The following is a 12,603-nucleotide window of genomic DNA, read 5'->3' on the forward strand; positions in this document are numbered from 1 at the left end:
GAGGTCTGACATGAACACCACCTCCCGCCCCGAACGCTATGCCTTCCCGAACGGCGCCCGGGCACCCCTGCCGTTTGCCGCCGAAGAATACGCCGACCGCCTGTCGGGCCTGCGCGACCTGATGGAGTTGCATGCGCTCGATGCCGTCGTGCTGACGTCAATGCACAACGTCGCCTATTACTCTGGCTTCCTGTACTGTTCCTTCGGTCGCCCCTATGCCTGCGTCGTCACCGCAGCGGACTGCGTGGTAGTCGGTGCGGGGATCGACGCCGGACAACCCTGGCGCCGCAGCCATGGCGAGGCCATCACCTACACCGACTGGACGCGCGACAACTTCTGGCGTGCGGTGGCCTCGATCACCGGCACCGGCCGGGCCGTGGGATGCGAGGCCGATCATCTGACCATGGTGCAGGCCGAGAAGCTGAACCACTTCCTGAAGCCGAAACGGGGCATGGACATCGCGCCCGGCACCATGGCGCAGCGCATGGTGAAATCACCCGCCGAGATCGACCTGATCCGTCACGGTGCCCAGGTCGCCGACATCGGGGGCGGCGCGATCCGCGACGCGATCCGCGAAGGCACGCGCGAGATCGACGTGGCCATGGCGGGCCGCGATGCCATGGAACTGGAAATCGCCAGACGTTTCCCCGACGCCGAATACCGCGACACCTGGGTCTGGTTCCAGTCGGGGCTGAACACCGACGGTGCGCACAACCCGGTCACGGGGCGTCGCCTGCAACGGGGCGATATCCTGTCGCTCAACTGCTTTCCGATGATCCACGGCTATTACACCGCGCTTGAACGCACGCTGTTCCTGGGCTCCCCGGACGCCGCCAGCCTCGGGGTATGGGAGGCGAACGTGGCCACGCATGAACTGGGCCTGTCCCTGTTGAAACCCGGCGCCACCTGTTCGGGTGTGACCGCCGAACTGAACGCCTTCCTCGAAGCCCGCGACCTGCTGCAATACCGCACCTTCGGCTATGGCCATTCCTTCGGCATCCTCAGCCACTACTACGGCCGTGAGGCGGGGCTGGAACTGCGGGAGGACATCGACACCGTGCTGGAGCCCGGGATGGTGATCAGCATGGAACCCATGCTCACCATTCCAGAAGGCCAGCCCGGCGCGGGGGGCTACCGCGAACACGACATCCTGGTGATTACCGAGGACGGCGCCGAGAACATCACGGGCTTCCCCTACGGCCCGGCGCATAACATCGTCGGCCGGTAGACCGACGCGACAGCGGGCGGCGCGGCGGGCAAGCGCGCCGCGTTCCGGCGTCAGGTCGGGAAGGAAACCCCGGGCATGGGTGGCAACGGCGCAACCATCGCGGAGGCCAGCGGTATTGCCCGCCAGGCCCACGTGCCGACGGCCTTCGCGTGAGGTCGCCAGGGCGACGCCGACGCCGACGCACGACGTCGCGAGCGGTTCATCTAAGTTTCACGCAGCCATTACCTGACCGACACGATAGCCCGCCATGTCCGGCGACATCCCGAACCACAAAGGATGTCGCCCATGTCCCTTCGCTTGACCGGCCTGACGTCGGCCCTTGCGCTTTGCGCTGCGCTTCCCGCCCTTGCCGAGGCGAACTTCAACCGGATCGCGACCTTCCCCGTGCCCGAGAACATGGCCGAGGGCGAGGACCGGTCGCGCGAGACCTCGGCCGAGATCATCTCGGCCTCCGAGGACGGCATGACGCTGGTCTACACCGACAGCCCGCTGGGCGTGATCGGGATGATCGACATCACCGATCCGCGTGCGCCGGTGGCCATGGGCAACATCGACATGGGCGGCGAACCCACGACGGCGGTCTACATCGGCGACCGCATCTTTGTCGGCGTCAATACGTCGGAAAGCTATACCAACCCCTCGGGCAAGCTGGTCACCGTGGACCCGGGCACGAAGGCGGTGATCGCGGAATGCGACATCGGCGGTCAGCCCGACGCCGTGGCGCGGGCGCGTGACGGAAGTTTCGTGGCGATCGCCATCGAGAACGAACGCGATGAGGGTGCGGGCGACGGTGGCCTGCCGCAGATGCCCGCGGGCTTTGTGGTCAAGGTGCCGGTGACGGGCGGCGCGGCCGACTGCGCGGGCCAGGTGCGCATCGAGATGACGGGCCTTGCCGAAGTTTTCCCCGAAGACCCCGAACCCGAATACCTCGACGTGAACGCGGCGGGCGAGATCGTCGTGACGCTGCAGGAAAACAACCACATCGTGGTGATCGGCGCCGACAACACCATCGCCAGCCATTTCAGCGCGGGCAGCGTCGAGGTGTCGGGCATCGACACGAAGCGCGACGGCCGCATCAACCCGGTGGACACCAAGCCCGCCGTGCCGCGCGAACCCGATGCGGTGAAATGGATTGATGGCGACCATTTCGCCATGGCCAACGAAGGCGACTGGAAGGGCGGCACCCGCACCTGGTCGATCTTCCGCAAGGACGGCACGCTGGTCTGGGATTCGGGCAACACGCTTGAACGCGCCATCGTCGCCATCGGCCACTATCCCGAACACCGCAGCCATACCAAGGGCATCGAGCTGGAGTCGGTGGAGATCGCCACGTTCGACGGAACGCCCATGGCCTTCGTCGCCTCGGAGCGCGCCTCGATCATTGCCGTCTACGACCTGACGGACCCGGCAAGCCCGGTCCTGAAGCAGCTGCTGCCGTCGGGCGTCAGCCCCGAGGGCATGGTCGCGATCCCGTCGCGCAACCTCATCGCCTCGGCCAACGAGGTCGACCTGCGCGAGGACGGCCTGGCACCGGCCCATGTCATGATCTACGAGCGCGCCGAGGGTTCCGCCGCCTATCCGATGATCACCTCGGAAGGGTCCGATCCTCTGATCGGCTGGGGTGCGCTGTCGGGCCTGACCGCCGATGCGGAAACGCCCGGCATGCTCTACGCCGTGTCGGACTCGATCTACGGCATGGCGCCCGCGATCTACAGCATCGACGCGACGCAGACCCCGGCGCGCATCACCGAAAAGCGCATCATCAACCGCTTCGGCGATGCCGCGCAGAAGCTCGACATCGAGGGGATCGCACCCGACGGCAAAGGCGGGTTCTGGCTGGCCTCGGAAGGGCGCAGCGACCGTCTGATCCCGCATGCGATCTATCAGGTCAACGACAAGGGCCTGATCCGGCAGGAAATCGCCCTGCCGCCCGAACTGCTGGCGCATGAAATCCGCTTCGGCTTTGAAGGCATCACCGTTGCGGGCGACTGGCTGTGGATGGCGGTGCAGCGCGAGTGGAAGGACGATCCCAAGGGGATGGTGAAGCTGCTGGGCTACAACACGGCCGAAAAGACCTGGGGTGCGGTGCACTATCCGCTCGACACCCCGGCCGAGGGTGCCTGGATGGGCCTGTCCGAGATCACCGCCCGTGGCGACTGGGTCTATATCATCGAGCGTGACAACCAGATCGCTGCCGCCGCCCGCACGAAGAAACTCTATCGTGTGCCGGCTGCGGCGATGCAGCCCGCACCGCTTGGTGGGCCGTTGCCGGTCGTGACCAAGGAAGAGGTGCGCGACCTTCTGCCCGACCTGATGGTGCTGAACGGCTATACGATGGACAAGGTCGAGGGCTTCGCCATCGACGCGGCGGGCATCGGCTGGATCGTCACCGACAACGACGGCATCGACGATGCCTCGGGCGAGACGCTTTTCTGGTCGGTCGGTGCGGTCGACGCCCAGAACTGATCCGGCCTCCGGCGCCTGCCGGATGTCGTTTTCCGACCACGAAGGACCGGCCAGCCTTGGCTGGTCCTTCACACTTCTGTTACCCTCGCAGCACGACGCGCCAGAACGTCGGCCGTGGCGGACCCCTGTTTGCCCACGGACATACCCTGTTCGGCCGCCACAGCGAGGTTCCCATGACACCCATCATCACCGTCGCCTATCTGAGCGTGCTGGCCTGCGCGCTTTTCGTCCTGATCCGCTGGCCCATGCTGCGCTGCACCGGCGATACGCCGGTCGGCACGCTGACGCTGGTCGCGCTGCTGTTCACTGCGGGGCTCGACATGGGGCTGATCATGCTGCCGCTCACCGAGTTCCCGGTCTACGAGGGCGACCCGGCCTTCGGTTTCACCAACGCACTTGCGGTGGAATTCGGCATGTGGGGGCCGCTGGTCTGGCTGATGTATTTCGTCACCACCTTCTACTTCGTGGCGCTTGAGCCGCGTCTGCGCATATTCGAGGTGCCGGCCGTCAAATGGGTCTACAACCTGACCGTGATCGCCACCTGTTCATTCACCTGCTATCTGTTCATGATCAACCTTCCAGCCTATGCGCCAGACCTGCCCGGCTGGTCGATCTGGGCGCTTGCGATCGCGGTGATCGGCTTTTCGGTGGTCTCCTCGGGCGACCTTCACATCATGAAATGGCTGGCCATCGTGTCGACCTATGGATTCGGGATGCTGGCCTTCACGGCGCTTGCGGTCGTGGCATTCACCTATGCCGGGGTGGGGCTGGGCGGGTTCATGGCGAACATCGGCCTGCTGCTGGAGTATTTCGCCCACCTGCACCGCTTTGCCACACCGATTTCGGACTACCATGAGTTCTATCTGTTCTGGTGGTTCGCCTGGTCGATCATGATCGGCCAGTTCGTCGCGCGCTTCGTCGGCGGGATGCGGGCCTGGAAGCTGGCGGTGGCGATGGTCGTGCTGCCCGCGATTCCGCTCGGGCTGTGGTTCTGCGTGCTGTTCCTCTATCACCAGAACGCCATCGTGATCCCGGGCTGGCTGAACTGGCTGATGATCTTCGTGGGCATCGTCTTTGTCATCAACTCGCTCGACAGCCTGATCCGGCTCTATTCCGCCAACCTCGGTTGGTCACGGGAGAGGCTCGGGTCGCAAGTCTACTATCCGCTGCACTTCCTGCTGCAGCTGGCGCTCGTGGGGGCGTATTTCTACACGCCGTTCGAGATCCAGTGGGTCGGGCTTGTCGTCGTGGGTGTCTACGCCGCGACCTATGCGCTGATCCTGCATCGGGTGGCCCGGCTGCGCGACGTGGCGTCGGCCTGACCGGCTGACGGGTCACAGGCAGGTCAACGTCCGGGCGGAATGTCGCCGCCCGGACCTTTCCGCCGTGCTGATCATCGTGCTACGCAGGCGCGACCACCGTCTGACGGAGTGCACATGTCGTTCGAGCCGATCTCCCGCCGCCTCTTCCTCACCATGTCGGGTTCCGCCGCGCTGACGGCCTGCGCCGCGCCCGTGCCGACCTCTGACGCGCCGGCAGGCGGGGGCGGCCATCTGGCGATATACGCCCCGATCTATGACAGCGGCTATGCGCTACCCGCCGTTCCGGCACAGTTCACCGAGGGTGTGAACCGCCGCATGACCGGCACCTATCTGGGCGAACAGCCGGTCGGCACGATCGACGTCGATCCCTATGCCAAGTTCCTGTACTTCGTGCGCGAAGGGGCCGAGACGCTGCGCTATCCCATCGGTGTGGGACGGGCGGGGCGGTCGTTCTCCGGTCGAGGCACGATCCAGGTCAAGCGCAAATGGCCCGGCTGGACGCCGACCCGCAACATGCTGCGGTCCGAGCCGCATATCTACGGCCCGTTCTCACGCGGGATCCCGGGGGGCAAGCGCAGCCCGCTGGGGGCACGGGCGCTGTACCTCTATCGCGGCGGTCGCGACACATTCTACCGCATCCATGGCACCAACGACATGGAATCCATCGGCAATTCCAGCTCGGCCGGCTGCATCCGGATGTTCAACCATGACATCATCCACCTGTATGAACTGATCCCGCTCGGTGCACCCGTCCATGTCCGGGGCGAGGCGGAATCGCTGCGCGTCGATCCGGAAAACTTCGGACGCGGCGTCGAGATACCGGCGCGTCCGGTCGACCCTGCACTGATCTACGGGGCTGAGGCCGTGGCGAACGATCCGCCGCCGGTGTTCGACGACCCCCGCGATGGCATGCCGGTGACGGCGGGCGACAACGTTCCGATCTAGGCGCGTCAGATCCCTGCCGCCGCCGCCGATCAGCTGCGGATCACGTATTCCTTCAGTGTGGTCTCGACGACCTCCCATGTGCCGCGGAACCCGGGTCGGATGATCCAGCCATCCCCGGCCCGCAGATGCGTGACGCTGCCATCCTCTCCGGTCAGGATCGAATGTCCCTGCAGGATGTGGACATACTCCCATTCCGCATAGTCCACCCGCCAGGCGCCTGGGGTGGACTGCCACAGACCGCAGTAGAGCCCGCCGTCATCTTCGAGATTCCACGTGGAATGAACGGGATCGCCGGCGACGACCTTTGCGGGATCCGGGCGTTCGACCTCGGGTGCGGTGCCGTCGCGGGTGACGCGCAGGATCAGCGGATGGTCGGTCATGGCGGGCCTCTCGGTTTCTGTTCCCGCCCATTCGCCCCGGTTGCCCCGCGCAGGTCAAGCCCCGGCCCGCGCGGGGCAAAGTGTCTGGTGCCCCGCCCGGGCCGCCGATATAACCGCATCGACAATGCCCGAGGGAGACCCGGACCATGAGCGCCTCCGCCGCCACCCGCGCCGTGCTGCCCCCCGACATCCGCGCCCGCAAGGGCACCACCCCGCTGGTCGTGCTGACCGCATACACCACACCGATGGCCCGCCTCGTGGATGCGCATTGCGACGTGGCGCTCGTGGGTGACAGCCTTGGCATGGTGGTTCACGGACTGCCCTCGACCATCGGCGTGACGATGGAGATGATGATCCTGCATGGCCGCGCCGTGACGCGCGGCCTGTCGCGTGCGATGGCAGTGATCGACATGCCGTTCGGCAGCTACGAGGAAAGCCCGGAACAGGCATTCCGCAATGCCGCCCGGATCGTTGCCGAAACCGGCGCCCCGGCCGTGAAGCTGGAAGGCGGCCGCGCCATGGCCGGGACCATCGCCTTCCTGACCGCCCGGGGGATTCCGGTGATGGCCCATATCGGACTGACCCCGCAGGCGGTGAACACGCTGGGCGGCTATCGTGTCGTGGGCCGGGGGGCCGAGGCTGACTCGATGCTGGCCGATGCGAGGGCGGTTTCGGACGCGGGCGCCTTCGCGATCGTGCTGGAAAAGGTGCCGGGCACGCTCGCAGGCCGGATCACCGCAGAAATTCCCATTCCGACCATCGGCATAGGTGCCGGGGCCGATTGCGACGGGCAGGTTCTCGTGGTGGATGACATGCTGGGCATGTTCACCGATTTTCGCCCGAAGTTCGTGAAACGCTATGCCGACCTCGGACAAGCCGCAGGCCAGGCCATCGCGGCTTTCGCGGCCGAGGTGCGGGCCCGCAGCTTTCCCGGGCCGGAACACGCCTTTGGCGACGAGGCCCCGAAACCCAAGGGCGCGGCATGACACCGCCGGTGTTCCGCCGCGTCGCAGACCTGCGCGCTGCGGTGGCGGGGTGGCGGGCGGCAGGCGCGCGCGTCGGGGTCGTGCCCACCATGGGCGCGCTTCACGCGGGCCATCTCAGCCTTGTCCGGGCAGCACGGCGCGGATGCGACCGCGTGATCGTGACGATCTTCGTGAACCCCGCCCAGTTCAACAACCCCGAAGACCTGCTGAAGTACCCGCGAACCGAGCAGGCCGACCTTGCGCTGCTGTCGCCATGCGGCGTTGATGCTGTGCTGTCCCCCCCGGTGGATGAGGTCTATCCGTCCGGCTTTGCCACGACCGTCGCGGTGGCGGGCGTGTCCGACCCGCTGGAAGGTGCGCACCGGCCGGGCCACTTCGCCGGCGTTGCGACCGTGGTCGCCAAGCTGTTCGGCATGACGCAGGCCGATCGCGCCTATTTCGGCGAGAAGGACTGGCAGCAGTTGCAGGTGATCCGCCGGATGGCCACCGACCTGGATCTTGCGGTCGAGGTCATCGGCTGCCCCACCCTGCGCGATCCCGACGGATTGGCGATGAGTTCACGGAATGCCCGGCTGTCGCCGGCGGCGCGCACCATCGCCCCGGCGCTGCACCGCGCCATGCGGCAGGCTGCGTCGGCGATCCGCGACGGAACCCCCCCCGGCGCGGCGATGGAGGCCGCACGCGGAATGGTGCTGGCTGCAGGGTTTTCAGAGATCGACTATCTGGACCTGCGCGATGCAGCGTCGCTGGGTCCGCCGGGGCCGGGCCCTGCCCGGATCTTTGCGGCGGCCTGGCTGGACGGCGTGCGGCTGATCGACAACCTCGGCGTCGGCGAGGAATAGCCACCGCCCCCTGCGACGGGGGCGATGGCAGCGATGGTCAGGCGTTGACGCTGTCCTTCAGCGCCTTGGCCAGGGCAAATTTCACCTGGCGGTCGGCGGGTTTGGTGATGGTCTCGCCCGTCGCCGGGTTGCGGACCTGGCGTTCAGGACGGGCGCGGCAGGCCAGCTTGCCCAGGCCCGGCAGGTTCAGCGTGCCGCCGGCGGCCACGGTACGCGCGGCGACGGCCGCGATGGCATCAAGCGCCGCAGCGGCGGTCTTCTTGTCTGCGCCCATCGTCTCGGCCAGTTCGGCCACAAGCTGTGCCTTGGTCATCGGTTTGTCGGTCATGCGTCATCTCCTGTGCGCGGGGCCGGGCGGCGCCTGTGCGCCGTCGGCGGATGGGGTTCGCCCTGCGCGATGGCGCACGGACGGATTCGCTTGCTACACAGGTTTTTCCGCGCGCGATCAAGCCGAAAAACGAAGAGGCCCGCGGTTTCCTTCGGGTTCAAAGGAACGCCGTTTCGTCAAAACTGCGCAGCTTGCGGCTGTGTATGCGTTCCAGCGGCATCTCGCGCAGCCGCTCCATCGCCCGGATTCCGATCTGCAGGTGGCGGCTGACCTGCGTGCGGTAGAATTCGGACGCCATGCCGGGCAGCTTCAGCTCGCCATGCAGCGGCTTGTCGGAAACACACAGAAGCGTGCCGTAGGGCACACGGAACCGGAACCCGTTGGCCGCAATCGTCGCAGATTCCATGTCCAGCGCGATGGCGCGGGATTGCGACAGGCGCTTGACCGGGCCGGACTGGTCGCGCAGTTCCCAGTTGCGGTTGTCGATGGTCGCCACCGTCCCGGTCCGCATGATCCGCTTGAGCTCATACCCGTCAAGCTGCGTCACGTCGGCCACCGATTCCTGCAGCGCGATCTGGATCTCGGCGAGCGCGGGGATCGGCACCCAGACCGGCAGGTCGTCGTCCAGCACGTGATCCTCGCGCAGATAGGCATGGGCCAGCACGAAGTCGCCCAGGCTTTGCGAGTTGCGCAGACCCGCGCAGTGGCCGACCATCAGCCACGCATGCGGGCGCAGCACGGCGATATGGTCTGTCGCCGTCTTGGCGTTCGATGGGCCGACCCCGATGTTGACCAGGGTCACGCCCTGCCCGTCCGCCCGCTTGAGGTGGTAGGCTGGCATCTGCGGCATCTTGGGCAGGATCGGCAGATCCTGGTCCGGGGTGCTGATGGCCTGGTTCCCCGGTGCGACAAACGCGGTGTAGCCAAGCGCGGGGTCGGCCAGGGCAATCCGGGCATAGGCCTCGAACTCGTCGACATAGAACTGGTAGTTGGTGAACAGGACATGGTTCTGGAAATGCCCCGCGTCGGTCGCCGTATAGTGCGACAGCCGTGCCAGCGAATAGTCGACCCGCTGCGCCGTGAAAGGGGCCAGCGGGTATGACCCGTCGGCGTTGATGATCCGCTGGCCGTTCACGATGTCGTCGTTCGTGGTGGCAAGGTCCGGCACGTCGAACAGGTCGCGCAGCGAGAAATCCAGCACCCCTTCCTGCGGCACGGATACGCCGGGGTTGCCAGCCACCGCGAAATGCACCGGAATCGGTGTATCCGACGGGCCAACCACGACCGGAACGCCATGGTTCTCGATCAGCAGGCCCAGTTGCTGGATCAGGTACTGCCGGAACAGGTCGGGGCGGGTGATGGTGGTGGCATAGACGCCCGGATGCGCCACATGGCCAAAGCTCAGCCGCGAATCGGCCTTGCGGAAGCTGGTCACCGCGATCCGCACCTCGGGATAGAAGGCGCGGATACGGGCCGGGGGCCGGCGCCCCGCCACGATGGCCCGGAAATGGTCCAGCAGAAACCCCGTCGCCTCGGCATAAAGCGCCTCCAGCCTGTCGACGGCGGCCGTCGCGTCGGTGAACGCCTCGGGGGCGGCATGGCCAGGGGTCAGGGGGGCGTGCGTTTCGTCGTGCATCGGTATCTCGCAAGGTGATCCGGCATCTAGACAGCCGGGGGGCGGGGCCGCAAGCCCCGGGGTCGCATGTTCCTGCCCGATCGGCATGACAGGGCGGTATCAGCGGCGGCGGAAGGTCAGGATCATCGCAGTGTCGGCGCGGTGCGCGGGGTCCGGCGCGTCGGCGTAGATCAGTTCCTCGGTCAGTCGCAGATCGGCGATGCGATCCGTCAGCCCGTCGATGGCGGCGGCGAAACCCGCGGCCTTCCAGACCTGCGCATTGATTGATGCGGCAAACACGCCGCCCGGCCGCATCACCGCCATCAGATGCCCGATGGCCTGCGGCCCGACATGGCCATGGGTGAAGGTGCCCGAGCTTGCCACACCCGCATAGGGCGTGACGGGGACGGGCAGGGCGCGGGTCAGGTCTGCCTCGGCGAGGTGGCGATAGGCGCCCTTGGCCCGCGCCGCCGCAAGCATCTCGGGCGACAGGTCCAGGCCGTCCACCGGGCCGATGCCGCGCGCAGCCAGGGCAAGGCCCAGCAGGCCCGTGCCCGCACCTGCATCGAGCACCGGCCCCTCGCCCCCTGCGGCCGCATAGGCGCCTGCGACCAGATCGGGCAGGCGATAGGCCATGCGGGCGGCAAAGTCGCTGTCATAGGTTGCCGCCCATTCGGCATAGAGGCGCCGGTTGTCCTCGGGTGTCTGCAGGGCGTAGGCGGCGTTCAGGTCGGGGTCCATCGGTGAATTGGGCCGCGCAATCGCCCGAAAATCAAGCCTGCCGTGCCGCGATCCCCTGCGCGCGTACCTGGTCCAGGGTGGCGCCGGTGGTCAGCATCTGCGGATCGAGGCGCAGTTCGATGACGGCAAGGCAGCCCGCGGCCTGCGCGCGCGCGAATGCGGGTCCGAATTCGTCGTCGTGCAGAACGGTTTCGCCATGCCCGCCATAGGCACGTGCAAGGGCGGCAAAATCCGGGTTGGCAAGGTCGGTGCCCGATACGCGGCCCGGGAAATGGCGTTCCTGATGCATGCGGATCGTGCCATAGCGCCCGTTGTTCGCGACGATCACGATGGGGGTGGCGCCATGCTGGATCGCGGTGGACATCTCGTTCAGCGTCATCTGGAAACAGCCGTCCCCTGCAAGGCAGACGACGGTGCGCTGCGGATGATGCAGGCTGGCCGCGACCGCAGCCGGAAAGCCATAGCCCATCGAGCCCGATGTGGGCGCCAGCTGCGTGCCATGGCGGCGGAACCGGTGGTAGCGGTGCAGGAAGGCGGCATAGTTGCCCGCGCCGTTCGTCAGGATGGCATCCTCGGGCAGGTTTGCGGCCAGCCAACCGATCACCCGTTCCAGCCGAACCTCTCCGGGCGTGGGGACGGGTCTCTGCCAGGCCTCGTACTCGGCGCGCGCGGCGCGGGTCCAGTCGGCCCAGGGCCGGGCGGGCGGCGCGGTCTGCGACAGCGCCGCCACCATGGCAGGGGCCGGCAGGACGATTCCGGGATCGGCCCGGAAAACGCGGCCGATCTCGCCCGCGTCGGCATGGACGTGAATCAGGCGGGGATGGGGGCGTGCCGGATCCATGATCTCGTACCCGCCTGTCACGATGTCCCCCATCCGGGTGCCAAGTGCCAGAATCAGATCCGCTGCGGCCAGCCGCCGCCCAAGCGCCGGGTTCATGCCCACGCCAAGGTCGCCCGCATAGTTCGGATGCGCATTGTCCATCCGGTCCTGCCGCCGGAACGAGACCGCGACGGGCACATCCCAGTGTTCGGCAAACCGTGCAAGATCGCGCGCCGCCTGCGATGACCAGTCCGGACCGCCCACCACCACCAGCGGCCGGCTGGCTTCGGCCATCGCCCGCGTGACAGCCGCGACCTGCGCCGGGGTGGCGGCATCGGGGATCCGCACCACAGGCGGAATGTCGGGCACATCGGCTTGCGCCGACAGCATGTCCTCGGGCAGGGCCAGCAACACCGGGCCGGGGCGCCCCGAGGTCGCCACGGCAAAGGCGCGGGCGATGTATTCGGGCAGGCGGGCGGTGTCGTCCACCTCGGCCGCCCATTTCACCACAGGGCCGAATGCAGCCCGGTAATCGAGTTCCTGGAACGCCTCGCGGTCGCGGTGGCCCCGCGCGATCTGCCCGACAAAGGCGATCAGCGGTGTGCTGTCCTGCCGTGCCACATGCAGGCCCGATGCCGCATTGGTGGCGCCGGGGCCGCGCGTGACGAACAGGATTCCGGGCTGCCCGGTCAGCTTTCCGGTCGCCTCGGCCATCATGGCGGCACCCCCCTCGTGTCGGCACACGATGTTGGCGATGCCGCTGTCATGCAGACCGTCGAGCGCCGCGAGGAAACTCTCGCCCGGAACCGAGAACACCCGCGACACGCCGCGCAGGCGCAGCTGGTCCACCAGGATCTGTCCGCCGTGCCGCATGCCTGCCCCCGCTCCGCCGATGCCGGGCCGACCTTGGCGCCCCACGCGCGCCGAGGC

General features: G+C 67.3%; 11 protein-coding genes. 6 read left to right on the forward strand and 5 right to left on the reverse strand.

Features of this window, described 5'->3' with window-relative positions:
* Positions 1-10: 10 nt before the first annotated feature.
* The 4 genes from KF887_00420 (at position 11) to KF887_00435 (ending at position 5,961) form a co-directional block, all read left to right on the forward strand.
* Positions 11-1,228, forward strand: a complete 1,218-nt coding sequence (locus KF887_00420) for an aminopeptidase P family protein (GenBank protein QYK41647.1) — start codon at positions 11-13, stop codon at positions 1,226-1,228.
* A gap of 285 nt (positions 1,229-1,513) precedes the next feature.
* The gene (locus KF887_00425; protein ID QYK41648.1) at positions 1,514-3,694 is read left to right on the forward strand and encodes an esterase-like activity of phytase family protein; all 2,181 of its coding nucleotides are present in this window, start codon (positions 1,514-1,516) and stop codon (positions 3,692-3,694) included.
* A 173-nt stretch (positions 3,695-3,867) separates the two neighbouring features.
* Positions 3,868-5,016 (forward strand): BCCT family transporter, encoded by a 1,149-nt coding sequence (locus KF887_00430; GenBank protein ID QYK41649.1) that lies wholly within the window; start codon positions 3,868-3,870, stop codon positions 5,014-5,016.
* Between the two features lie 153 nt (positions 5,017-5,169).
* Positions 5,170-5,961, forward strand: coding sequence for a L,D-transpeptidase (locus tag KF887_00435; protein ID QYK43374.1), 792 nt, complete (start codon positions 5,170-5,172; stop codon positions 5,959-5,961).
* Between the two features lie 29 nt (positions 5,962-5,990).
* Here KF887_00435 and KF887_00440 read toward each other — a convergent pair whose 3' ends face one another.
* Positions 5,991-6,341 carry a cupin domain-containing protein gene (locus KF887_00440; protein QYK41650.1) on the reverse strand — a complete coding sequence of 117 codons (351 nt, stop codon included), beginning with the start codon at positions 6,339-6,341 and terminating at the stop codon, positions 5,991-5,993.
* A 146-nt stretch (positions 6,342-6,487) separates the two neighbouring features.
* Between KF887_00440 and panB the strand changes: the two genes are divergently transcribed.
* Positions 6,488-7,327, forward strand: coding sequence for a 3-methyl-2-oxobutanoate hydroxymethyltransferase (gene panB, locus KF887_00445; GenBank protein ID QYK41651.1), 840 nt, complete (start codon positions 6,488-6,490; stop codon positions 7,325-7,327).
* A complete protein-coding gene (gene panC, locus KF887_00450) occupies positions 7,324-8,169 on the forward strand; it encodes a pantoate--beta-alanine ligase (GenBank protein QYK41652.1) in 846 nt (281 codons plus the stop codon). The genes panB and panC overlap by 4 nt, the downstream gene beginning before the upstream one ends.
* A 37-nt stretch (positions 8,170-8,206) precedes the next feature.
* On the opposite strand, the gene KF887_00455 is transcribed toward panC, so the two are convergent.
* The 4 genes from KF887_00455 to KF887_00470 form a co-directional block, all read right to left on the reverse strand.
* Positions 8,207-8,497: an HU family DNA-binding protein gene (locus tag KF887_00455; GenBank protein ID QYK41653.1), complete on the reverse strand. Its 291-nt coding sequence runs from the start codon at positions 8,495-8,497 to the stop codon at positions 8,207-8,209.
* A gap of 157 nt (positions 8,498-8,654) precedes the next feature.
* Entirely contained in the window at positions 8,655-10,133 is a 1,479-nt protein-coding gene (locus KF887_00460) for an AMP nucleosidase (protein QYK41654.1), read from the reverse strand.
* Positions 10,134-10,232: 99 nt separating this feature from the next.
* Positions 10,233-10,853, reverse strand: a complete 621-nt coding sequence (locus KF887_00465) for a class I SAM-dependent methyltransferase (protein QYK41655.1) — start codon at positions 10,851-10,853, stop codon at positions 10,233-10,235.
* A 31-nt stretch (positions 10,854-10,884) separates the two neighbouring features.
* Positions 10,885-12,546 carry a thiamine pyrophosphate-binding protein gene (locus KF887_00470; GenBank protein ID QYK41656.1) on the reverse strand — a complete coding sequence of 554 codons (1,662 nt, stop codon included), beginning with the start codon at positions 12,544-12,546 and terminating at the stop codon, positions 10,885-10,887.
* Positions 12,547-12,603: the final 57 nt, after the last annotated feature.

The organism is Paracoccaceae bacterium (genome assembly GCA_019454225.1).
GTDB lineage: Bacteria > Pseudomonadota > Alphaproteobacteria > Rhodobacterales > Rhodobacteraceae.